The organism is Stenotrophomonas sp. YJH_SMC_4, assembly GCF_059371575.1.
The window spans coordinates 132660-155327 of sequence record NZ_JCAFUR010000008.1; the positions used below are offsets into that span (position 1 = coordinate 132660).

General features: G+C 67.3%; 23 protein-coding genes. 14 read left to right on the plus strand and 9 right to left on the minus strand.

All coding sequences use genetic code 11. The features are described 5' to 3' along the window. Nucleotides 1–117 precede the first annotated feature (117 nt). Nucleotides 118–1281, plus strand: coding sequence for an acyl-CoA dehydrogenase family protein (locus AC5P9F_RS13750; protein WP_049459756.1), 1164 nt, complete (start codon nucleotides 118–120; stop codon nucleotides 1279–1281). Between the two features lie 407 nt (nucleotides 1282–1688). Here the strand turns inward: AC5P9F_RS13750 and AC5P9F_RS13755 are convergent, their stop codons facing one another. Further along, nucleotides 1689–2168, minus strand: coding sequence for a tRNA (cytidine(34)-2'-O)-methyltransferase (locus AC5P9F_RS13755; protein ID WP_005407625.1), 480 nt, complete (start codon nucleotides 2166–2168; stop codon nucleotides 1689–1691). Between the two features lie 69 nt (nucleotides 2169–2237). Beyond that, the gene (locus AC5P9F_RS13760; protein ID WP_043034977.1) at nucleotides 2238–2714 is read right to left on the minus strand and encodes an XAC0231 family protein; all 477 of its coding nucleotides are present in this window, start codon (nucleotides 2712–2714) and stop codon (nucleotides 2238–2240) included. A gap of 415 nt (nucleotides 2715–3129) precedes the next feature. Between AC5P9F_RS13760 and AC5P9F_RS13765 the strand changes: the two genes are divergently transcribed. The 4 genes from AC5P9F_RS13765 to AC5P9F_RS13780 all read left to right on the plus strand — a co-directional run bounded on the left by AC5P9F_RS13765 (nucleotide 3130) and on the right by AC5P9F_RS13780 (nucleotide 8614). Then, on the plus strand, nucleotides 3130–5979 hold the full coding sequence (locus AC5P9F_RS13765) for a M16 family metallopeptidase (RefSeq protein WP_274850009.1): 2850 nt from the start codon (nucleotides 3130–3132) through the stop codon (nucleotides 5977–5979). A gap of 212 nt (nucleotides 5980–6191) precedes the next feature. Further along, entirely contained in the window at nucleotides 6192–6509 is a 318-nt protein-coding gene (locus tag AC5P9F_RS13770; protein WP_005407628.1) for a DUF4156 domain-containing protein, read from the plus strand. Between the two features lie 103 nt (nucleotides 6510–6612). Further along, nucleotides 6613–7629, plus strand: a complete 1017-nt coding sequence (locus AC5P9F_RS13775) for a 3-oxoacyl-ACP synthase III (RefSeq protein WP_043034981.1) — start codon at nucleotides 6613–6615, stop codon at nucleotides 7627–7629. 94 nt (nucleotides 7630–7723) lie between these two features. Continuing rightward, entirely contained in the window at nucleotides 7724–8614 is an 891-nt protein-coding gene (locus tag AC5P9F_RS13780; RefSeq protein ID WP_033835519.1) for an alpha/beta fold hydrolase, read from the plus strand. A gap of 114 nt (nucleotides 8615–8728) precedes the next feature. Here the strand turns inward: AC5P9F_RS13780 and AC5P9F_RS13785 are convergent, their stop codons facing one another. Next, nucleotides 8729–9160 carry a YkgJ family cysteine cluster protein gene (locus AC5P9F_RS13785; protein WP_005407630.1) on the minus strand — a complete coding sequence of 144 codons (432 nt, stop codon included), beginning with the start codon at nucleotides 9158–9160 and terminating at the stop codon, nucleotides 8729–8731. A 104-nt stretch (nucleotides 9161–9264) separates the two neighbouring features. Here AC5P9F_RS13785 and oleC point away from each other — a divergent pair, with 104 nt between their 5' ends. The 3 genes from oleC to AC5P9F_RS13800 all read left to right on the plus strand — a co-directional run bounded on the left by oleC (nucleotide 9265) and on the right by AC5P9F_RS13800 (nucleotide 12149). Then, nucleotides 9265–10923: an olefin beta-lactone synthetase gene (gene oleC / locus AC5P9F_RS13790; protein ID WP_076739806.1), complete on the plus strand. Its 1659-nt coding sequence runs from the start codon at nucleotides 9265–9267 to the stop codon at nucleotides 10921–10923. Next, complete coding sequence (gene oleD, locus AC5P9F_RS13795; protein WP_274850010.1) at nucleotides 10920–11912, plus strand: 2-alkyl-3-oxoalkanoate reductase; 993 nt, start codon at nucleotides 10920–10922, stop codon at nucleotides 11910–11912. The genes oleC and oleD overlap by 4 nt, the downstream gene beginning before the upstream one ends. Before the next feature lie 81 nt (nucleotides 11913–11993). Further along, nucleotides 11994–12149, plus strand: a complete 156-nt coding sequence (locus AC5P9F_RS13800) for a DUF1328 domain-containing protein (RefSeq protein WP_005407633.1) — start codon at nucleotides 11994–11996, stop codon at nucleotides 12147–12149. A gap of 76 nt (nucleotides 12150–12225) precedes the next feature. Here the strand turns inward: AC5P9F_RS13800 and ddlA are convergent, their stop codons facing one another. Then, the gene (gene ddlA / locus AC5P9F_RS13805) at nucleotides 12226–13320 is read right to left on the minus strand and encodes a D-alanine--D-alanine ligase (protein WP_059034202.1); all 1095 of its coding nucleotides are present in this window, start codon (nucleotides 13318–13320) and stop codon (nucleotides 12226–12228) included. A gap of 427 nt (nucleotides 13321–13747) precedes the next feature. Between ddlA and AC5P9F_RS13810 the strand changes: the two genes are divergently transcribed. Next, nucleotides 13748–14383 (plus strand): ubiquinone biosynthesis accessory factor UbiJ, encoded by a 636-nt coding sequence (locus AC5P9F_RS13810; RefSeq protein WP_005411902.1) that lies wholly within the window; start codon nucleotides 13748–13750, stop codon nucleotides 14381–14383. Further along, nucleotides 14380–16035, plus strand: a complete 1656-nt coding sequence (ubiB, locus tag AC5P9F_RS13815) for a ubiquinone biosynthesis regulatory protein kinase UbiB (RefSeq protein ID WP_012478774.1) — start codon at nucleotides 14380–14382, stop codon at nucleotides 16033–16035. Before AC5P9F_RS13810 ends, ubiB begins: the two co-directional genes overlap by 4 nt. A gap of 52 nt (nucleotides 16036–16087) precedes the next feature. On the opposite strand, the gene AC5P9F_RS13820 is transcribed toward ubiB, so the two are convergent. Genes AC5P9F_RS13820 through AC5P9F_RS13835 form a run of 4 tightly spaced genes read right to left on the minus strand, consistent with a single transcriptional unit; the run spans nucleotide 16088 to nucleotide 19220 of the window. Then, nucleotides 16088–16873 (minus strand): YaiO family outer membrane beta-barrel protein, encoded by a 786-nt coding sequence (locus AC5P9F_RS13820; RefSeq protein ID WP_012478775.1) that lies wholly within the window; start codon nucleotides 16871–16873, stop codon nucleotides 16088–16090. Between the two features lie 4 nt (nucleotides 16874–16877). Continuing rightward, entirely contained in the window at nucleotides 16878–17483 is a 606-nt protein-coding gene (locus AC5P9F_RS13825) for an LbetaH domain-containing protein (protein ID WP_043035695.1), read from the minus strand. Continuing rightward, entirely contained in the window at nucleotides 17470–18609 is a 1140-nt protein-coding gene (locus AC5P9F_RS13830; protein WP_165711177.1) for a glycosyltransferase family 2 protein, read from the minus strand. The genes AC5P9F_RS13825 and AC5P9F_RS13830 overlap by 14 nt, the downstream gene beginning before the upstream one ends. Further along, nucleotides 18609–19220: a PIG-L deacetylase family protein gene (locus tag AC5P9F_RS13835; RefSeq protein ID WP_123959371.1), complete on the minus strand. Its 612-nt coding sequence runs from the start codon at nucleotides 19218–19220 to the stop codon at nucleotides 18609–18611. The genes AC5P9F_RS13830 and AC5P9F_RS13835 overlap by 1 nt, the downstream gene beginning before the upstream one ends. Before the next feature lie 165 nt (nucleotides 19221–19385). Here AC5P9F_RS13835 and AC5P9F_RS13840 point away from each other — a divergent pair, with 165 nt between their 5' ends. Then, complete coding sequence (locus AC5P9F_RS13840; RefSeq protein WP_005411908.1) at nucleotides 19386–19973, plus strand: O-methyltransferase; 588 nt, start codon at nucleotides 19386–19388, stop codon at nucleotides 19971–19973. Nucleotides 19974–20128: 155 nt separating this feature from the next. After that, nucleotides 20129–20869: a pseudouridine synthase gene (locus AC5P9F_RS13845; protein ID WP_012478780.1), complete on the plus strand. Its 741-nt coding sequence runs from the start codon at nucleotides 20129–20131 to the stop codon at nucleotides 20867–20869. A 76-nt stretch (nucleotides 20870–20945) separates the two neighbouring features. Here the strand turns inward: AC5P9F_RS13845 and AC5P9F_RS13850 are convergent, their stop codons facing one another. Then, the gene (locus AC5P9F_RS13850; RefSeq protein ID WP_126928911.1) at nucleotides 20946–21473 is read right to left on the minus strand and encodes a DUF2059 domain-containing protein; all 528 of its coding nucleotides are present in this window, start codon (nucleotides 21471–21473) and stop codon (nucleotides 20946–20948) included. A 133-nt stretch (nucleotides 21474–21606) separates the two neighbouring features. On the opposite strand from AC5P9F_RS13850, the gene arfB reads away from it, so the two are divergent. Together arfB and AC5P9F_RS13860 are read left to right on the plus strand one after the other, a co-directional pair. Then, nucleotides 21607–22038: an alternative ribosome rescue aminoacyl-tRNA hydrolase ArfB gene (gene arfB / locus AC5P9F_RS13855; protein WP_005407644.1), complete on the plus strand. Its 432-nt coding sequence runs from the start codon at nucleotides 21607–21609 to the stop codon at nucleotides 22036–22038. A gap of 4 nt (nucleotides 22039–22042) precedes the next feature. Further along, the gene (locus tag AC5P9F_RS13860; protein WP_005407645.1) at nucleotides 22043–22645 is read left to right on the plus strand and encodes a lysophospholipid acyltransferase family protein; all 603 of its coding nucleotides are present in this window, start codon (nucleotides 22043–22045) and stop codon (nucleotides 22643–22645) included. Nucleotides 22646–22668: the final 23 nt, after the last annotated feature.

A 22668-nucleotide genomic window follows, 5' to 3' on the forward strand; every position in this document is an offset into this window, starting at 1 on the left:
CACACCCGGATTGCTGCAATGCAGCGTAGGGCCGCGGCTCTGGTGGGTGCCGACCTTGGTCGGCACGCTCTGCCCGGATGACCGACAATGGCCCGGTCCTGACTGCGCGTGAGTGCCATGGCTTTGCATCCGTACGATCTGTTCGATGTCCGTTCCCTGCTCAACGAGGAAGAGCGCGCGGTGCAGGAGAGCGTCGCCCGTTTCACCAACGAGTGCGTGCTGCCGATCATCGGCGATGCCTTCGACCAGGCCCGCTTCCCCGATGAACTGGTGCCGGAGATCGCGTCACTGGGCCTGCTCGGTGCCACCCTGCCGACCGAGTACGGCGGTGGTGGCCTCGGCGCGGTCAGCTACGGCCTGATCTGCCAGGAGCTGGAGCGCGGCGATTCGGGCCTGCGCAGCTTCGTCTCGGTGCAGAGCTCGCTGTGCATGTACCCGATCTACGCCTATGGCAGCGAGGAACAGCGCCAGCAGTGGCTGCCGGCGATGGCGCGCGGCGAACTGATCGGCTGCTTCGGCCTGACCGAGGCGCATGGGGGTTCCGATCCGGCCAGCATGAAGACCCGCGCGGTGCGCGACGGCAGCGACTGGCGCATCAGCGGCAGCAAGATGTGGATCACCAGCGGCCCGGTGGCCGACCTGGCCATCGTCTGGGCGCAGACCGAGGACGGCATCCAGGGTTTCGTGCTGGAAAAGGGCATGGCCGGCTTCACCACGCAGGAGATCAAGCACAAGATGAGCCTGCGCGCATCGCTGACCGGGGCGCTGTTCTTCGATGACGTGCGCGTGCCTGACAGCCACCGGCTGCCGAACGTGAAGGGCCTGAAGGGGCCGCTGGGCTGCCTGACCCAGGCCCGCTATGGCATCAGCTGGGGCCCCATCGGTGCGGCGATTGCCTGCCTGGATGAAGCACTGGGTTATGCCAAGGAGCGCGTATTGTTCGGTCGCCCGCTGGCGGCCACGCAGAGCGCGCAGATCAAGCTGGCCGAGATGGCCCGCCGCATCACCACCGCGCAGCTGCTGGCCCTGCAGCTGGGCCGCCTGAAGGAAGCCGGCCAGCTGCAGCCGCAGCAGGTCAGCCTGGCCAAGTGGAACAACTGCCGCATGGCGATCGACATCGCCCGCGAATGCCGTGACCTGCTGGGTGGCGCCGGCATCACCACCGAACACGTGGCGATCCGCCACGCGCTGAACCTCGAATCGGTGATCACGTATGAAGGCACCGAGACCGTGCACCAGCTGGTGATCGGCCGCGAACTGACCGGCATCAACGCGTTCTGAGTGCACCGGTAGTGCCGGCCGCTGGCCGGCATTGAGTTGGTAGTGCCGGCCGCTGGCCGGCATTGCCCAGTAGCGTATTCGCAGGCGAGCGATCGGTGTACCGAACCGCGCACCGTACCGAGATGGGTTCAAGGACAGCCTGTACCGCGCGGCTGTTGGGTCCGCCTTGAAGCGAGCCGAGCACCGCAGGTCCGGCGGGGGCGAAGAGGCGCGGGTGTCTGAGCGCAGCGAGTTCCGCGCCGTCCCCCGGCGGGCCGAGGAGCGCAGGGCACCGGTGCGCAGCACCGGCTCGCGGATGGCGGCGCGTTTCTTTTGGTTACTTTTCTTTCCGCGCGGAAAGAAAAGTAACGCCCATGAACGCATGCGCCCGCCACAGCAACGACCAGGCAGAAGAGAGACGCGTGGCGTTACGCCCCGCCGGCAAACCCGTGCTGCCGCCACGCCTCGTACATCACCACGGCAACGGTGTTGGAAAGGTTGAGACTGCGGTTGTCCGGCCGCATCGGCAGGCGCAGGCGGCGGCCATCGGGCAAGGCATCGAGCACGTCCTGCGGCAGGCCGCGGCTTTCCGGGCCGAACAGGAAGGCATCCCCGTCTTCGAACGCCACGCTGTCATAGCGGACGCTGGCACGCGTACTGAGGGCGAACAACCGCTTCGGTGCGATCCGCGCCAGCGCGGTGTCCAGGTCGGGGTGCACCTGCAGGCGCGAATACTCGTGGTAGTCCAGGCCGGCGCGCTTGAGCTGCTTGTCTTCCAGTGCGAAGCCGAGCGGCTCGACCAGGTGCAGCTGCGCGCCGGTGTTGGCGCAGAGCCGGATCACATTGCCCGTGTTGGGCGGGATTTCCGGTTGGAACAGGATCACGTGGAACTGGGGCGCGGCATTCATCGGCGCAGTGTACCTGCGACGACCGCCGCCTTTACGGCGCACGCCCTGCGCGAGGCAGGGCGGCACCGCTTACGGGCGCAGCAGGACCTGGGCGGTTTCGGTGGCCAGGGCCTGCAGGTCTGCAGTGCTCGGACGCACCTGCAGGGCCGGCAGGTTGACGATCACCTGGTTGGCGACGCTGGTGGCGGCGGCAGCCAGGGTCGCGGCGTAGCGCTGGGCTTCCAGCTCGGCGGCCAGGGCGACGCGCTGCTCCAGGCTCGGGCGCACTTCCACCGAGGCCAGGGTGGTGATCGGCATCGCGGCGGCGACCGGGGCGGCGACGTAGCCGCTGCGCTCGGCCAGCTGGTCGGCACTTGGGCGCACTTCCACGGTGGCCAGGGTCGGGATGCCGCTGGCCTGTTCCCAGGCCTGCTGGGCCAGCTGGTCGGCGGCCGGGCGAACCTGCACGGTGGCCAGGGTCTTGATGGATTCGGAGGCCTGCACCGACGAAACAACCGCGGTGCCGGCGATCAGGGCGATGGCGATGGCAATGGTCTTGGCGTTCATGACGGGGCCTGTTTAGTGTTGGTGATCAGTGGTGTGGTAGTAAGGTAGTACACCAATTCTGGGCTTGCAAGGAAAATTTTCGATTTCCTGCGTTTGTTCAGTCTTCAGTCAGCTTTTGTCTGAAGCCCTTCCTGGTGCAGGAACTACCAAGCAATCCCCGTGCCAACTTTTAATTATTGATTTGCAAGGGTTTTATGGTCATCGAAAAGTGTCCGGCGGGCGGACACCTGTCCATTCGATGTGTTGCGGACACTGTCCGGACGTTGCTGGCGGGTGCTTGTGACGGCTCGGACAGGGCAGATCGGCGCTGCGGATGGCGCACAGGGGCAAACACCCCCAGTGACTGGCGACCGATTCCTGCCGTTGCGCGCGCACGCTAGGATCGGGGTTCACCTATGTGACCAAGGATCCGGATATGTATCTCGCCCTTCGCCCGCGCACTGCGCTGCTGGCCGTTGCCCTCAGCACCGCCCTGGGCACGCTTGTGCCTTCCCATGCGTTGGCGGCAAAGCCGGCCGCACCGGCCAAGGTCGATATCCCGTATGAGCAGTTCACCCTGCCCAACGGCCTGCGCGTGATCGTGCACACCGATCGCAAGGCGCCGATCGTCGCGGTCAACGTCTGGTATCACGTCGGCAGCAAGGACGAACCGGCCGGCCGCACCGGCTTCGCGCACCTGTTCGAACACCTGATGTTCCAGGGCAGCGAAAACCACGACGGCGAATTCTTCGAGCCGTTCAAGCAGGTCGGCGCCACCAACCAGAACGGCACCACCAATACCGATCGCACCAACTACTTCGAGAACGTGCCCACCACTGCGCTGGACATGGCGCTGTGGATGGAATCGGACCGCATGGGCCATCTGGTCGGTGCGATCGACCAGGCGGCGCTGGACGAGCAGCGTGGCGTGGTGCAGAACGAGAAGCGCCAGGGCGAGAACCAGCCCTACGGCCAGGCCTGGGACCAGCTCAACAAGGCGCTGTATCCAGTTGGCCACCCGTACCACCACGGCGTGATCGGTTCGATGAACGATCTGAACGCGGCGTCGCTGGATGACGTGAAGACCTGGTTCCGCACCTGGTACGGCCCGAACAACGCCGTGCTGGTACTGGCTGGCGACATCGACCTGGCCACCGCCAAGGAAAAGGTTGGCAAGTACTTCGGCAGCATCCCGGCCGGCCCGACCATGGCGCAGCCGGCGGTGAACGTGGCCAAGCGCAGCGCCGACACGCGCGAGACGATGACCGACAAGGTGCCGCAGGCGCGTATCTACCGCGCCTGGAACGTGCCGCAGGTCGGTACCACCGAGGTCGATCAGCTGCAGCTGTTCGCGCAGGTACTGGGCGGTGCCAAGTCCTCGCGGCTGAGCCAGCGCCTGCAGCACCAGGACAAGCTGGTGGACAGCATCGCGGCAGGCCTGTCGACGTCGCAGCTGGGTTCGAACTTCGTGATCATGGCGACGGTCAAGCAGGGCCAGGACCCTGCCAAGGTCGAGAAGATCATCGACGAGGAACTGGACCGGCTGATCAAGCAGGGCCCGACCGCGGCCGAGCTGGAACGCGCCAAGACCGGTGCCCGCGCCGGTTTCATCCGCGGCATCGAACGCATCGGCGGCTTCGGCGGCAAGGCCGACGCACTGGCCGAGTGCGCGGTGTTCACCGGCGACCCGGGCTGCTTCCGCACCTCGCTGGCCAACATCGAGAAGGCCAGTGCTGCTGATCTGAGCCGTCTGGGCGCGCAGTGGCTGGACAAGGGCAGCCACACCCTGGTGATTGCACCGGGTGAGCGCGTGGCGCTGAAGGAAGACCCGAGCCAGGCGCCGAAGCCGTTCAGCGTGCCGGCGGTGGATCCCAAGTACAGCACGCTGCCCGAGCAGGTCGACCGCAAGGCCGGCGTACCGCAGACCCGCGAGTTCCCGCAGCTGAAGTTCCCTGCGCTGCAGCGCGCCACGCTGAAGAACGGCACCCAGGTGATCCTGGCCGAGCGCCACGAGATTCCGGTGGTGCAGTTCAGCTACCAGTTCCCGGGTGGCTTCAGCGCCGACCAGGGCCGCAAGCCGGGCACCGCCAACTTCACCATGAGCCTGATGACCGAAGGCGCCGGCAAGCTCGGCTCGCTGGCATTCGCCGATGCTGCTGACGCACTGGGCGCCAGCCTGGATGCCTCGGCCGGCCTGGACTCCATGAGCGTGGACCTGTCGGCGCTGAAGGAAAACCTGGCACCGTCGCTGGCGCTGTATCGGGACCTGCTGCGCGAACCGCGCTTCGAGCAGGGTGAGATCGACCGGGTCAAGGCGAGCTGGATTGCCGGCATCCAGCAGGAGAAGGTCAACCCGGGTGCGGTGGCGATGCGCGTGCTGCCGCCGCTGCTGTACGGCAAGGGCCACCCGTATGCCATTCCGTTCACCGGCAGCGGTGACGAAGCAGCGATCAACGGCCTGACCCGCGAAGACCTGGTCGACTTCCACCGCGACTGGCTGCGCCCGCAGAACGGAACCCTGATCGTAGTCGGTGACACCACCCTGGCCGAGATCGTGCCGCTGCTGGACAAGCAGCTGGGCGACTGGAAGGCTGCGGGCGACGCCCCGCAGGTGAAGGCCGCCACCGACGTGGCATTGCCGAAGGGCCCGCGCGTGTTCCTGATCGACCAGCCGGGTGCGGTGCAGGCCAACCTGTTCGCAGGGCAGGTGGTGGCGCCGTCCAGCGCCACCAGCTCGACCCGCTTCGATATTGCCAACGGCGTAATCGGCGGCGACTTCACCTCGCGCCTGAACATGAACCTGCGTGAGGACAAGCACTGGTCGTACGGTGCGCGCAGCAGCGCGATCAACTCGGTGGGCCAGCGCCCGTGGATGGCCAGCGCGCCGGTGCAGATCGACAAGACCGGCCCGGCGATGGCGGAAATGCGCAAGGAAATCGCCGCGTTCGCCGATGGCAGCAAGCCGGCCACCGCCGCCGAGGTCAACCGCATCCGCAACATCCAGACCCTGAGCCTGCCCGGTGCCTACGAGACCGCCAGCGCGGTCGCCTCGACCATCGGTTCGATCGTGCAGTTCAAGCGTCCGGACGACTACGTGCTGCGTCGCAAGGCCGAGATCGAGGCGATGACCCCGGCGCAGGTGCAGCAGGCCGCCGCCGAGATCAAGCCACAGGCGCTGACCTGGGTGGTGGTGGGTGATCTCAAGCAGACCGAAGCGGCCGTGCGTGCGCTGAACCTGGGCGAGGTGACGGTGATCGACGCCGAAGGCAACCCGGTCAAGAAATAAGGGATGCGCCTGCCCGCCCCCGCGGGCAGGCCTCCCCAGGTAGTGCCGGCCGCTGGCCGGCAACCTTGCCGTGGTAGTGCCGGCCGCTGGCCGGCAACGCCGTGACCCGAAGGCGGGGTCACAACCCCCTGCGGGGGATCCGTCCCCCCACCGGCTACCCCCGATTCAGGCGGTTCAGGCAGAATCCCTCCATACCCTTCCAGGATCTGCCCATGCGCGTTCTGCTGCTTTCCTCCCTGCTGCTCACCGTCACCGCCTGTACCTGGGTGCCGATCGAACCGGCCGGCAAGGCGACCCGCGTGCTGCCGGCAGGCCCGGTTCCCGCAGGCTGCATCGCCAAGGGCGAGGTGGTGGTGACCGTGAAGAGCAAGGTCGGCTTCTACAACCGCAACCCGCTGCGCGTGCAGGAAGAGCTGGAAACCCTGGCCCGCAACGAGGCCCCGAGCGCCGGCGCCAATGCCGTGCAGGCCGCCGCGGCCCCGGCCGATGGCAGCCAGCGCTTCGCCGCATTCCAGTGCCCGCCGCGCTGAACGCTTCACCATACGGCCAAGGCTGAATTCGTAAAGATGCGGTGAAGGCCCCGGGGGTTATAGAATAGCGCCCCCTTTTGCCTGAGCCTTGGCGCTAACCTCGATGCTCTTCAAGAATGTCTCGATCGCCGGCCTGGCACACGTCGACGCGCCGCATACGCTGACCACCAAGGAAATCAACGAACGCCTGCAGCCGACGTTGGATCGCCTGGGTATCCGCACCGACGTGCTCGGCGACATCGCCGGCATCCACGCGCGCCGCCTGTGGGACAACGGCGTGCTGGCGTCCGACGCTGCCACCATGGCAGGCAGCAAGGCACTGGAAGACGCAGGCATCAATGCGACGCAGGTTGGCCTGCTGGTCAACACCTCGGTCAGCCGCGACTACCTGGAGCCGTCCACGGCTTCCATCGTCTCGGGCAACCTCGGCGTCAGCGACGAGTGCATGACCTTCGACGTCGCCAATGCCTGCCTGGCCTTCATCAACGGCATGGACATCGCCGCGCGCATGATCGAGCGCGGTGACATCGACTACGCGCTGGTGGTGGACGGCGAGACCGCCAACCTGGTGTACGAGAAGACCCTGGAGCGCATGACCGCCCCGGACGTCACCGCCGACGATTTCCGCAACGAGCTGGCCGCCCTGACCACCGGTTCGGGTGCCGCGGCGATGGTGATGGCGCGCTCGGAGCTGGTGCCGGACGCGCCGCGCTACAAGGGCGGCGTGACGCGCTCGGCCACCGAGTGGAACCAGCTGTGCCTGGGCAACCTGGACCGCATGGTCACCGACACCCGCCTGCTGCTGATCGAAGGCATCAAGCTGGCCCAGAAGACCTTCAGCGCCGCCAAGATCGCCCTGGGCTGGGCCGTGGAAGAGCTGGACCAGTTCGTGATCCACCAGGTCAGCCAGCCGCACACCGCCGCGTTCATCAAGAACTTCGGCATCGACCCGAAGAAGGTCATGACCATCTTCGGCGAGCACGGCAACATCGGCCCGGCCTCGGTGCCGATCGTGCTGAGCAAGCTCAAGCAGCTGGGCAAGCTGAAGAAGGGCGATCGCATCGCGCTTCTGGGTATCGGCTCGGGCCTGAACTGCTCGATGGCTGAAGTGGTCTGGTAAAAGAGTCACCGCTGACCTGCTGCACGACGGGCAGCGATGATTTTTCCAAGTGTTCAAGGGCCGGTTTACCGGCCCTTTCTACAGGTGCGATCCGATGTCCCAGCTTCCCGGTTACCCCGCCCACCCGCAGCGCTTCGAGGTACGCCCCGGCCTGTCGATGAACTATCTCGACGAAGGCCCGCGCGACGGCGAAGTGGTGGTGATGGTGCACGGCAACCCGTCGTGGAGCTATTACTGGCGCACGCTTGTCGCCGGCCTGTCGGACACGTACCGCTGCATCGTGCCGGACCACATCGGCATGGGCCTGTCGGACAAGCCCGATGACAGCCGCTACGAGTACACGCTGCAGTCGCGCGTTGACGACCTCGATGCGCTGCTCAAGCATCTGGGCATCACCGGCCCGGTGACCCTGGCGGTGCACGACTGGGGCGGCATGATCGGTTTCGGCTGGGCGCTGTCGCATCACGACCAGGTGAAGCGCCTGGTGGTGCTCAACACCGCCGCGTTCCCGATGCCGGCGGCGAAGAAGATGCCGTGGCAGATCGCGCTGGGCCGCCACTGGAAGATCGGCGAGTGGATCATCCGCACCTTCAACGCGTTCTCGTCAGGTGCCTCGTGGCTGGGCGTGGAGCGGAAGATGCCGGCCGACGTGCGCCGCGCCTACGTGTCGCCGTACAACAGCTACGCCAACCGCATCAGCACCATCCGCTTCATGCAGGACATCCCGCTGTCGCCGGCCGACAAGGCGTGGTCGCTGCTGGAACGTGCCGGCAAGGCGCTGCCGTCGTTCGCCGACCGGCCGGCCTTCCTCGGCTGGGGCCTGCGCGACTTCGTGTTCGACCACCACTTCCTGAAGGGCTTCCAGGCCGCGCTGCCGCAGGCCCAGGTACATGCGTTCGAGGACGCCGGCCACTACGTGCTGGAAGACAAGCACGAAGTGCTGGTGCCGGAGATCCGCGCCTTTCTGGACAAGAACCCGATCTGATCGGTGTGCCGACCAACGGTCGGCATCCACCCCTTCCTCTTCCGGTGGGTGCCGACCGTTGGTCGGCACACCCGAAGGGTTGATGAGGTTGCCGGCCAGCGGCCGGCACTACCATTACGCGGCGACCGGCGCCTGCGGCGGCGAGGAAGGGCTGTTGCCGTTGTCGTCCGGATGGTCGTCGTCATTGTCGGCGTCATCGCGCCAGCGCCAGTCGGCCGGCGTCAACGGATCCAGGCCATAGGCGATGCGCGCCTTGTCGCACTGCGGGCTGGCCTTGCCGTACTCCCACGATGCATCCACCTCGCGGCACACGCTGGGCCGGTTGGGATGGATGGTGCAGCGTGAATACACGCCGATCTGCGCATCCAGCGCCACGCAGCGCACCGGCTTGGAATGGGTGCCGCGCATGCACAGGCGGTGCGGGTCCAGCACCTCGGTGAGCTGGTGCGGCACGCCGCCGGGGGTGACCTCGTCTGATTCCATCCAGTGGAAGGCCACGCGGTACTGGGTGCAGCAGGCGCCGCAGGTCATGCAGGGATGTTGCATGGGCAAGCCGCCTCGGGCGGCAGTCGGAATCAGGAACGAGGGTGCGGATTTTCCACGAAGTGGGCCGCCGCGCAAGAAATTCCGTAAGCGGCGACAATGAACGGATGAACCGACCCTGCAATATTGCCGCCCGCTTGCCTGAACTGGCGCGTGAACGGCCTGATCAGATCGCCATCCGCTGCCCTGGCCGCCGTGGCGCCGGCAACGGCATGGCCGCCTACGACGTGACCCTGGATTACCGCCAGCTGGACGCCCGCAGCAACGCCATGGCGGCCGGCCTGGCCGGCTACGGGATCGGCCGTGGAGTGCGCACGGTGGTGATGGTGCGGCCGTCGCCGGAGTTCTTCCTGCTGATGTTTGCCCTGTTCAAGCTGGGCGCGGTGCCGGTGCTGGTCGACCCGGGCATCGACAGGCGCGCGCTGAAGCAGTGCTTGGACGAGGCGCAGCCGGAGGCCTTCATCGGCATTCCGCTGGCGCATGTGGCGCGGCTGGTGCTGCGCTGGGCCCCCTCGGCGGCGCGCCTGGTGACCGTGGGCCGCCGCCTCGGCTGGGGCGGGACCACGCTGGCCGCGCTGGAGCGCGCCGGCGCCAAGGGTGGGCCGATGCTGGCCGCCACCGACGGCGAGGACATGGCCGCGATCCTGTTCACCAGCGGCTCCACCGGCGTGCCCAAGGGCGTGGTCTACCGCCATCGCCACTTCGTCGGCCAGATCCAGCTGCTGGGCAGCGCCTTCGGCATGGAAGCGGGCGGGGTGGACCTGCCGACCTTCCCGCCGTTTGCCCTGTTCGATCCTGCGCTGGGCCTGACCTCGGTCATCCCGGACATGGACCCGACCCGGCCGGCACAGGCCGACCCGGCCCGCCTGCATGACGCCATCCAGCGCTTCGGCGTGACCCAGCTGTTCGGCTCGCCGGCGCTGATGCGGGTGCTGGCGAAGCATGGCCGGCCGCTGCCGACGGTGACCCGGGTGACCTCGGCGGGTGCGCCGGTGCCGCCGGACGTAGTCGCCACCATCCGCAGCCTGCTGCCGGCCGACGCGCAGTTCTGGACGCCGTATGGCGCTACCGAGTGCCTGCCGGTAGCGGTGGTCGAAGGCCGCGAGCTGGAACGCACGCGCGCCGCCACCGAGGCCGGCGCCGGCACCTGCGTGGGCAGCGTGGTGGCGCCGAACGAAGTGCGCATCATCGCCATCGATGACGCGCCGCTGGCCGACTGGTCGCAGGCGCGCGTGCTGGCGGTCGGCGAAGTGGGTGAAATCACGGTGGCTGGCCCGACCGCCACCGACAGCTACTTCAACCGCCCGCAGGCCACGGCCGCAGCGAAGATCCGCGAGACGCTGGCCGATGGCAGCACCCGCGTGGTGCATCGCATGGGCGACGTCGGTTACTTCGATGCGCAGGGTCGCCTGTGGTTCTGCGGGCGCAAGACGCAGCGCGTGGAAACCGCGCGCGGACCGCTGTACACCGAACAGGTCGAGCCGGTGTTCAACACCGTCGCAGGCGTGGCGCGCACCGCGCTGGTCGGTGTCGGCGCCGCCGGTGCGCAGGTGCCGGTGCTGTGCGTGGAACTGCTGCGCGGCCAGTCCGACAGCCCGGCGCTGCAGGAAGCGCTGCGTGCGCATGCCGCAGCGCGCACGCCTGAGGCCGGCCTGCAGCACTTCCTGGTGCATCCGGCGTTCCCCGTCGATATCCGTCACAACGCCAAGATCGGCCGCGAGAAGCTCGCCGTCTGGGCCAGCGCCGAACTGGAGAAGCGCGCATGAAGATCCTGGTCACCGGTGGTGGTGGGTTCCTTGGCCAGGCGCTGTGCCGCGGGCTGGTCGAACGTGGCCACCAGGTACTGGCGTTCAACCGCAGCCATTACCCGGAGCTGCAGGTGATGGGCGTGGGCCAGATCCGTGGCGACCTGGCCGACCCGCAGGCGGTCCTGCATGCGGTGGCCGGCGTCGATGCGGTATTCCACAACGGTGCCAAGGCCGGTGCGTGGGGCAGCTATGACAGCTACCACCAGGCCAATGTGGTCGGCACCGACAACGTCATCGCAGCCTGTCGCGTGCACGGTATCGGCCGGCTGGTCTACACCTCCACGCCCAGCGTGACGCACCGGGCCACCCACCCGGTGGAAGGCCTCGGCGCCGACGAAGTGCCGTACGGCGAAGATTTCCAGGCGCCCTATGCGGCCACCAAGGCGATTGCCGAACAGCGCGTGCTGGCGGCCAATGACGCGTCGCTGGCGACGGTGGCGCTGCGTCCGCGCCTGATCTGGGGCCCTGGCGACCAGCAGCTGGTACCGCGCCTGGCCGAACGTGCACGACAGGGCCGCCTGCGCCTGGTGGGCGATGGCAGCAACAAGGTCGATACCACCTACATCGACAACGCCGCGCTTGCCCACTTCCTCGCCTTCGAGGCACTGGCGCCCGGTGCCGCATGTGCAGGCAAGGCCTACTTCATTTCCAACGGCGAACCGCTGCCGATGCGCGAGCTGGTCAACAAGCTGCTGCAGGCGGTGGGTGCACCGACCGTGGACAAGGCGATCAGCTTCAAGATCGCGTACCGTATCGGCGCCATCTGCGAGCGGCTGTGGCCGCTGCTGCGCCTGCGCGGCGAACCGCCGTTGACCCGGTTCCTGGCCGAACAGCTGTGCACGCCGCACTGGTACAGCATGGAGCCGGCCCGCCGTGACTTCGGCTATGTGCCGCAGGTCAGCATCGAAGAAGGGCTGCGCAGGCTGAAGGCTTCATCTGCTGCATAGATCGCCATCACTGGTTGCACACCGCAGGATCGGGAGGATGGACCCACGCCATCCAAGGCTCGACCACCCGCGAGGAGCGCCATGCTGCATTACGCCATCATTTTCTTTGTCATCGCCATCATCGCCGCCGTTCTGGGTTTCTCCGGTATCGCCGGCGCCGCAACGAACATCGCCTGGATCCTGTTCGTGGTGTTCCTGATCCTTGCGGTGATCTCGATGTTCCGCAAGCGAGGCTAGCCGGTAGTGCCGGCCGCTGGCCGGCATCGCTTTCCGCAGAGTCGAGCCATGCTCGACTCTGCGGGCGATCACCACGTTACACAGCGCTCTGCAGCCCGCGATCGGCCTCATGGCGTTCCAGCGCCAGTTCGATCAGGCGCGTGATCAGCGTGGTGTAGTCAACACCGCTGGCGCCCCAAAGCTTCGGGTACATGCTGATGCGGGTGAAGCCCGGCAGCGTGTTGACCTCGTTGATGACGATCTCGCCGTCTGCGGTGAGGAACACATCCACGCGCGCCATGCCCGCACACTCCAGCGCCTGGTAGGCCTGCCGCGCGATCTGCTGGATGCGCGCCTGGGTGGCGGCGTCGATGTCGGCCGGCACCACCACGTCAGCGCCATTGGCATTGATGTACTTGGTGTCGTAGGCGTAGAACTCGTCGTGCACCACCACCTCGCCGCATACGCTGGCCTGCGGGTGCTCGTTGCCCAGCACCGCGCATTCGATCTCGCGGCCGACCACCGCCGATTCCACCAGCACCTTGTGGTCGTAGCGCAGCGCCAATGCCAGTGCCTCGGCAAAGCCCGCCGCATCCTTGACCTTGCTCACACCCACCGACGAACCCTGGTTGGCCGGCTTCACGAACAGCGGCAGGCCGAGCTGGGCGATCACCGCATCGGCATCGACCTCCGCGGCCTGATGGCGACGGATGCACAGCCACGGCGCCACCTGCAGCCCCGCGTCGCGCAGCAGGCGCTTGGTCACGTCCTTGTCCATCGCCACCGCCGAGCCCAGTACCGGCGAACCGACGAAGGGCAGGTTCGCCATGCGCAGCAGGCCCTGCAGCGCACCGTCCTCGCCCAGTGGCCCGTGCACGATCGGAAGCACCACATCGATCTGGCCCAGCGCACTGGCCGTATCGGACGGCTGCAGCTGCGCCTGCTCGGCGCCCGGGCGCACCGCCAGCGACTGGCCCGAGCGATGCAGCGCGATGCGCGATGGATCATCGGCATTGATCAGGAAGGTATCCGGCTGGCTCAGATGCCACTGGCCCTGCTTGTCGATGCCGACCAGCACCGGCTCGAAGCGCTCGCGATCAAGCGCATCGAGGATGTTCTTCGCCGACTGCAGCGAAACTTCGTGCTCGGAAGACTTGCCCCCGAAAATGATGCCAACCCGGGTCCGTGCCATGGGGAATGCGATGTCCTGTGCGTTGCGTGGCCCCATAGCATGAACCTTCATCGGCCCTCCGCGTGAGGCACAGATGAACCAGAAATCCATCCACGCATGGCGTGGATCTACCGTCCTCATGGCCCATCAACAGGGGTCGGAGCCCGTTGCGCTACAACGGGATCCGACCCCACGGACGACAGGAAACTGTCGAAGGCGGGGTGGGTCCGGTTGTGGGGGCGTGAGCCGCATGGATGCGGCGACCGAGCTTACATGGACGTACTTGCAGCGTCCCCCGCAACCGGACCCACCCCGCCATCCCACGGATAGCCAGCTTTTGATGTTGATCTTGCCGGCCAGCGGCCGGCACTACCACGGGTGCCGGGCGGCAGCCCGGCAGCCCGGCAGCCCGGCCCAAGCTCCCCACCCACGCAGGTAGAATGCGCACATGGCTCTCTCCCTGCTCAAGTCCCTCAAGCCGGTCGCTGGCCGCGCCCTGCAGATCGCCCTGAACCGCGCGCTGGCGCTGGATCCGGATACCCGCCATGCATTGGCCAGCCTCGACGGCCGGCATATCGACCTGACCCTGGAAGCGCCGTCGCTGGCGATGCGCATCAGCGTCGACGGCGACCAGCTGCGGGTCGGCCCGGTGGATGCACAGGAAGCCGACCTGGCCGTGCGCAGCAGCCTGGCCGGCGTGCTGGCGCAGCTGCCGCTGCTGGCCAACGCGCGGCGCGGCGACAACAACGGCAAGGGCCGTGTGCGCGTGGCCGGCGATGCCGAGCTGGCGCGCCGCCTGCAGCAGCTGGCCAAGGGCTTCGATCCGGACTGGCAGCAGCCTTTCGTCAGCGTATTCGGCGAAGTACTGGGCGTGCAGGTCGCCAACACCCTGCGCAGCGCCCTGCAGCACGCGCGCCAGGGGGCGATCGATCTGGCCCACAGCGCCGCTGAGTTCATCACCGAGGAGTCGCGCGATGTGGTGCCGCGCGCCGAGCTGGATGCCTTCCACGACGACGTGGATGTGCTGCGCGATGACGTGGAGCGCCTTGGTGCACGCGTGCAGCGCCTGCGGGGTGCCGCATGAAGGCCGTGCTGCGGGCCAGCCGCATTGGCCGGGTGATCCTGCGTTACCGCCTCGACGATCTGCTGCAGGGCACGCCGGCCGAACGCTGGCTGCGCCTGGCCAAGCCGTTCGTGCCGCGCGCCTCGGCCAGCATCGCCTCGCAGTCGCGCGGTGCGCGCCTGCGCCTGGCGCTGCAGGACCTCGGCCCGATCTTCGTCAAGTTCGGCCAGATCCTGTCCACCCGCCGCGACCTGGTGCCGCCGGACGTGGCCAACGAGCTGACCCTGCTGCAGGACCGGGTCAAGCCGTTCGATGGCGAGACCGCGCGCCGCATCGTCGAGGACGCGCTCGGCCTGCCGGTCAGCGAGGCCTTCGCCAGCTTCGACACCGAACCGCTGGCCTCGGCCTCGATCGCGCAGGTGCATGCGGCCACGCTGGCCGATGGCCGCCAGGTGGTGGTCAAGGTACTTCGCCCGGGCATCGAGAAGCAGATCGACGCCGACATCGCCCTGCTCAATTCGCTGGCCGCCCTGGTCGAGCGCACCCATCCGCGCGCCGACAAGATCCGGCCGCGCGAAGTGGTGGCCGAGGTCGAGAACACCCTGGCCGCCGAGCTGGACCTGCAGCGCGAAGGCGCCAATGCCAGCGTGCTGCGCCGCTTCTGGGAAAACAGCGACGACCTGTACGTGCCGGAAGTGATCTGGAGCCATACCGCCGAGCGCGCGCTGACCCTGGAGCGCGTTTGGGGCATTCCGTCCGATGACATCGCTGCACTGGACAAGGCCGGCATCGACCGCAAGGCGCTGGCCGCCAAGGGCGTGCGGGTGTTCTATACCCAGGTGTTCCGCGACAACTTCTTCCACGCCGATGCGCACGCCGGCAACATCTGGGTCGACACCGATCCGGCGCGCCGTGCCAATCCGCGCTTCATCGCGCTGGACTTCGGCATCATGGGCCAGCTCTCGCAGGAAGATCAGTACTACCTGGCCGAGAACTTCATGGCCATCTTCAACCGCGATTACCGCCGCATCGCCGAACTGCACGTGCAGGCACGCTGGATGCCCGACCACGTACGCATCGACGATCTGGAAGCGGCCGTGCGTTCAGTGTGCGAGCCGTACTTCACCCGTCCGCTGTCGCAGATCTCGCTGGCCGAAGTGCTGATGAAGCTGTTCCGGGTGGCGCAGCGCTACCAGCTGACGCTGCAGCCGCAGCTGATCCTGCTGCAGAAGACCCTGCTGAACATCGAGGGCGTCGGCCGCCAGCTGGACCCGCAGATCGACATCTGGGCGGTGGCCAAGCCGGTGCTGGCGAAGATCCTGCGCGAGCGCTACAGCCCGCGCCGGGTGGTGCGCGAGCTGGGCAAGCGCCTGCCGGAAATCATGACCCATGCGCCGGACATGCCGCGGCTGGTGCACGCCTGGCTGACCCAGCAGGTGGAAGGCCGCCACGAACTGGCGATGCGTTCGCGCGATCTGGTCGCGCTCGATGCCAGCCTGCAGCGCCTGCAGAAGCGCGCCGTGGGCGCGATCACCGGTGTGGGCCTGCTCGCCATCGCTGCACTGATGTATGTGCTGCAGCCGCCGGGCTGGTACTGGGGCGACGTGCCGGCGTGGAGCTGGCTGTCCGGTGCGGTCGGCGTGGTGGCGCTGGCGCGCGCGTGGTGGCGCTGACCCCGGCAGATTGAAGATCGGCGGCACGGTACGCCGCCGATCAATTACAGGCTCACCAGTGGTAGCCCAGGCCCAGGTGCGATTGCACACTCTGGAAGCTGTCCAGGCGCGTCCTGTGCCAGGTCTTGCCGATACCCACGTCCAGCACCAGATGCTCACCCAATGGCTGGCTGCGGCGCAGGAAGGCACGCCGTGCATCGTGCTCGCGCAGCAGCAGCGGATCGGACTCGGCGGTATAGCCGGACGTGCCGCTGCCCAGCCACAGCTGGGTCGAGCCACGGCCTTGCCCATCCTTCAGCCGCAGCGACAGTGTGGTGCCATGCCCATCCGGTCCATTGGACTGGCGGTGCCGCTCGTGGCGCAGTGAGGCAGTCACGCGCGGAAAGTAATGCGAGGCACCCACCGACCAGCCGCTCACATGGGCGCCGGCATGGTACTGGGCGTATTTGCCGCCCACGCTCAGTACGGTCTGCGGTGTCACTTTCCACTGGATGTCCTGGTTGACCTGGCGGTTGACGAACACCGGATCATCGTTGGATGCCGTGACAGCGGTGCGGGTGGACAGGCGCGGGCTCCAGCGATGGTGCAGCGAGCCCTGCATGCGGTTGCCGCTGAATCGCCTGCTGCCGTAGTCACGCTCGCCATGGGCCAACCCCAGGTGCCAGCGGCTGCCGCCACTGCGGCCGGCCACGTCCACGGTCTGTACGTCGCGCTTGCCGAAGCCATCGCTGTAGTCGGCATGGTCCAGCTGCACCGTGACACGGTCGACGCCGGCGTGGGCGCTGCAGACAGCCAGCAGCAGGGCGCATGGCAGTGCGCCACGGATGATCAATCGCATGGGGTTACTCCAGGGGTTGGGAATGCAATGACTGCAGCAGCCGGTAGCGGCCGGGCGGCAGGTTTCGTTCCACGGTGATGCGCGGCCCGAACTGGCTTCCCGGCGCGACGATGCGGCCGGGCAGGATGATCACGGCGACGCCCAGCGCGGCACCTTCGCCGATCCAGGCGCCGAGCTTGTCGCGCTGGCTGTCGATGACGGTGTCGCCGATGTGGACGGTGACCATTGCCCCATCCAGGCGATGGTTGCTGGTACGCACCAGGGCGCCGAGATAGACCCGGTCATCGATGCGGCTGTCGGCGATGAAGCACTGCGGGCCGATGCTGACCTGGTTGCCCAACCGTGCGTTCTTCAGTTCGCTGGCAAAGCCGATACGCGTGCCGTCACCGATGCACAGCGGGCCGCGCAGCAGTGCGTTGTTGCCGATCAGGCAGTCGCGGCCGATCGACACCGGACCCTGGACATGGGCGCCGTCGCAGATGCGACTGCCGGCACCGATCCGTACGGCGCCCTGCAGGGTGGCCCGTGGCGAGACCCTTGCGTCGGGATCAGTGTGGGGCGCAAGTGTCGACAGTGCCTCGGCCATCGCGGCGAGGTCATTCCACCACATGCGGGTACCTCGTCGGCTTGTCGCGCACGGGTTCGCGGCCGGTGAACAGCCCCGCCAGGCCATGAAACAGCCAGATCGCATAGGCGAGCAGTACATACAGCATCGAGAAGGCCGCCGCCGGCACCAGCCACGCGCGTCGGTGGTGGATGGCACTGATCACTGCCAGCAGCATGACGATGCCGGTCCAGAACAGCGGCATCACCGACAGGGCAAGGCCACCCGGTCCGTGCAGCCGGGCCGCGCCGAACCATACCTGCAGCGACAGCATGATGCCGGCCAGGGCGAGCAGCATCATCGGCAGGATGCTGAAAATGCCGAAGCGTGTCAGCAGCAGGCGGCGATGCAGGCGCATGCATACCGCATAGCCGACGATCCAGCGTCGCCAGCGCCGCCATTCCTCCACCAGCGTGTTGCATTCCTGCGGGTAGACCACGCAGCGGATGCTCTGGCGAACCCGATAGCCCTGCGCAACCAGCGACCAGGACATGTCGAGGTCTTCCACGCGGGTGCGATCGGAAAATCCGACCTTGCGCAGCACCGAAGTACGGAACAGGCCACATGAGCCGGAAACGATGAACGGTGCGCCGCCCAGCCATTGCTGGAAGCTGCGCTTGATCACGATCATCGGCAGTTTCAGGCTGGCGCGTACATGGGGGAGGAAGCCGGCGCCCTGCAGGCTGGACGAGGGGACCCCGCCAACCGCATCGGCGCCGCGCTCGATCTCGGCCAGCAGATAACCCAGGCCATGGCTGCGCGGATCGATATGGGTATCTGCATCGGTCAGGAACACCTGCTCGGCGGTTGCGTGCTGCAGCCCGTGCATCAGCGCACCGCCCTTGCCGGTGTTGGTCTGGTGCACGGCCACCAGGCGCCCGGGCCAGCGCGCCTGCAGCGCATCAAGCACCTGAGCCGTGTTGTCGGTGGAACCATCGTTGACACAGATCACCCGCGCCACGTACGGGTTTTCCAGCAGGCTGGCCAGCGAGCGCTCCAGGCATGGGGCTTCGTTGTAGGCCGGCACGATCGCGTCGATGCTGTACAGGCGGGTGCTGGGCCGGCGCGAGGCCTGCACGCAGATTCGTACCAGGATGAAAGCGCACATGGCCAGGAACAACAGCGTCTTCATCAAAGCACCAGACGGTAGGGCAGGAAGCCCTCGCTGGGACCGATGCCGATCTGCTGGCCACGGAACTGCGCATGGCAGCGGAGGTGGCTTTCCTGCATGTAGTGGCGATCGCCCTGGCTGGCATGCTCGCGCAGCGCGTGGATCTTCAGCTCCAGCTGCGCGCTGATGTCCTCGAACACCTGCGGCGCGAACTGCGGCAGGGTGCTGGGGCTCTCATAACAGAGGATCTGCGGAATGTGGCGGCAGGCGATGATCGACGCTTCGTGAACGGTGCGATGGTCCTGGTGATGATCCTCACCACACATCGTGTAGATGCGGCCTGGTTCGATCAGCGTGCAGACCTGTTCGATCGACGCAATGATGTCGTTGCGGCAGGTGGGGAATCGTGTGTCCGGGAAATCCTGCTGGATCACCTCGGCCACCCCGAGCCGGTGCAGGGCGCGATGCGATTCATCGCTGCGGTCGATGCCGGCGTGGCAGCCCCGGCCGCCACGGCTGAGTACCAGTGCATGGATGCGTGAGCCGGCGCGGGCGAGCTTTGCCAGGCTGCCACCGCAACCGAGTTCGATGTCATCTGGATGGGCACCGATTGCCAGAATGTTCAATGTCATGGCCGTGTCCTAGCGGAAGCCGGGTGCGCGGCGGCCAGGCATGCTGTCCCCGCGCGAAGGAGGCGGGAACTATCTCAGCGTGAAAATGCAGCGGCTCTAGGATTCATACGAAATTCCGGAATTCGGGTAAGAATGGACGCTGCGTCATGGCGAGCTCAGCGGAAAATGGCCCTGGAACTGTCGGAACTGAAGAACGAACTGGCCCACTTCGGTGCCGAAAACGACGCCCGTGAAGTCGAACGCGGCCGCCGCATGCTCAACATCACGCCAGATACGGGCGAATTCCTCGCGGTGCTGGTGCGCTTCGGCACTGCGCGCCGCGTACTGGAGATCGGCACCTCCAACGGCTATTCGACGCTGTGGCTGGCCGAGGCCGCCGCCGCCATCGACGGCCACGTGACTACGCTGGAATACGCCGAGGACAAGGCGGCGATGGCGCGTGACACCTTCGCGCGCAGTGGCCTGGCCGATCGCATCACGCTGGTCCACGACGATGCCGGGCCGTGGCTTGCAGAGGCCGCCGATGCCAGCATTGACCTGCTGTTCCTCGATTCGGACCGCGGGCAATACGCCGGCTGGTGGCCGCAGCTGCGCCGCGTGCTGCGGCCGGGTGGCCTGCTGGTGGTGGACAACGCCACCTCGCATGCGGGAGAGATGGAACCGCTGCGGACGCTGCTGGAGTCTGACGCGAACTTCAGCACCAGCCTGGTGCCGGTAGGCAACGGCGAGCTGCTGGCCGTACGCAACGCCTGACCGCCGTGCTGCCCGCGCCTGATCCGGTAGTGCCGGCCGCGCCTGATCTGGTAGTGCCGGTCGCTGGCCGGCAACCCCAGCAGCCAGACGATCCGCAGGCAGCCGGCCAGCGACCGGCTCTACCGCATTCAGTGCCCAGCCTCGATAATCCCGCCGTGAGCACCGAACCCGATACCCTCGCCGCGGTCGAGACTGAAACCGCGCCCCTGCAGCTGCTGCACCTGGATGAGCGCCTGGCCGTGGTCAACAAGCCTGCCGGGCTGATGGTCCACGACAGCAAGCTGGCCCGTGGCGAAGACGACTTCCTGGCCGACCGCCTGCGCGAGCAGCTGGGCCGCCCGATCTTCCTCGTGCATCGCCTGGACCGGGCCACCAGTGGCTGCCTGCTGCTGGCCTTTGACCGCGAGACCGCCAGTGCGCTGGGCAAGGCGCTGATGGGTGGCGAGGTGCTGAAGGACTACCTGACCGTCTGCCGGGGCTGGCCGGCCGAACTCGCCTGGCAGGTCGATCATGATCTGGACGGCGGCCCGGGCAAACCGGTGAAAAAGCCGGCGGTCACCGACTTCCAGCGCCTGGCCACCGGCGAGCTGTCGGTGCCGGTCGGCGAGTTCACCCGCTCGCGTTATGCGTTGCTGCGCTGCCAGCCCCAGACCGGGCGCTTCCGGCAGATCCGCCGGCACCTCAAGCACCTGTCGCATCACATGATCGGCGACACCAGCCACGGTGATGGCCGCCACAACCGCATCTTCCGCATGCAGGGCGTGCACCGCATGCTGCTGCACGCCGAGCGCCTGCGGTTCCCGCATCCTGAGGGCGGCAACGTGGATGTCAGTGCGCCGCTGGATCGTGAGTTCCAGAAGGCGCTGGACCTGTTCGGCTGGCAGGTGGACCTATAGACGGTAGCGCCGGCCGCTGGCCGGCATCTGCCTGATCCCAACCATACGAGGTTGCCGGCCAGCGGCCGGCACGACCTCACTTCTTTTCCGGCTCGTTGACGATCGCTTCCAGGTCCTTCTGCAGGTCCGCGAACAGCGGCTGCATGCGCGCCTGGATCGCCACCATCACGTTTTGCATCAGGGCCGGGGTCTTGTCCAGCAGGCTCTGGCCGGCCGCGCTCTCGTAGAACTCGGCCATCGCCAGCACGTCTTCCTTGCTGAAAGTCTTCTTGTACAGGTCCACGTACATCGGCCGCAGCTGCTGCCAGGACAGTGCCTGGCGCAGGGTCTGGCTGGTCCGTGCCTGGATCCGCTTCAGCTGCTCCTGCTGCTGGGCATTGAGCTGGCGCTGTGCGGCCACCTGCTGGAACTGCTGCTGCTGCATCGCCTCGATCTGCGGCAGCATGGTGTCGATCATGCTCTGCGCACGTGACGCGGACAGCAGACGGTTGATGTCGCCATCGGTCGGCGGCGCGGCCAGGGCGGGGACACTGGCCACGGCCAGCGCCAGCAGCAGGGCGGCGCGGCGCAGCAGGGACGGCAGGGCGGGTACGAAGCGGGTCATGCGGGGCTTCCTGCAGTACATGGGATGGCCAGCATACCCGCAGCCAAGGCGAAGGCGGCGTGTTCGGTACCTGATCGGCGGCATACGGCGCGCGATGCGCACTCCGACACGTGGCTGCCGCTACAATGCGCGGATGGGCAGTGGACCGGTCACCATCAACGCGCAGCTTGAAATCCCCGACGGCGAGATCGTCGAGCGGTTCGTGCGTGCCAGCGGTGCCGGTGGCCAGAACGTCAACAAGGTCTCCACTGCGGTGGAACTGCGTTTCGACGTGGCCAACTCGCCCTCGTTGCCCGAACCGTTGCGCACGCGCCTGCTGGCGCGGCGTGACCGGCGCATGACCGGCGAAGGCGTGCTGGTCATCGACGCGCAACGTTTCCGTACCCAGGATCGCAATCGCGAGGATGCGCGCGAGCGGCTGGCGGCCTTCATCCAGGCCGGGCTGAGCGTGCCCAAACCGCGCAAGGCCACCAAGCCGACCCTCGGGTCGAAACTGCGTCGTCTGGACGCCAAACGCGGGCGCGCGCAGATCAAGCGCGGGCGCTCATCACGTGACTGGGAGTGATTGCTTGAACAACCCGACTCCGCTGCTGCCGGCCGTGCCGCCGCAGATGCCACAGGTCAAACCCAACGCCTTCCTGCGCTGGCTGGCGCGCTGCACCTTGCGCATGGGCGGCTGGAAGGTGACCGGCACCCTGCCTGACATCCCGCGCCTGGTGTTCATCATCGCGCCGCATTCGTCCAACTGGGACGGCCTGTGGGGCATGGCGGCCAAGATCGCGCTGGGCATGAAGGTGAAGGTGCTGGGCAAGGCCTCGCTGTTCTGGTGGCCGCTGGGGCCGCTGCTGCACAAGCTGGGCGTGATCCCGCTGGACCGCAGCTCGCCGCAGGGCACGGTGGGCCAGGCGGTGGACCTGCTGCGCAACAACGAGAAGATGTGGTTCGCCATCACCCCCGAAGGCACCCGCAAGGCGGTGAAGGAGTGGAAGGCCGGCTTCCTGAAGATCGCCCGGATGGCCGACGTGCCGATCCTGGCCGCCTATTTCCATTATCCGGAAAAGACCATCGGCATCGGCCCGCTGTTCCAGCCGACCGGCGACGATGCTGCCGACATGGCCGCCATCCGCGAGTTCTACCGGCCGTGGATCGGCAAGACCCGCGGCACGGTCTGAGCCGGCCACAGGCCGTCGCATAG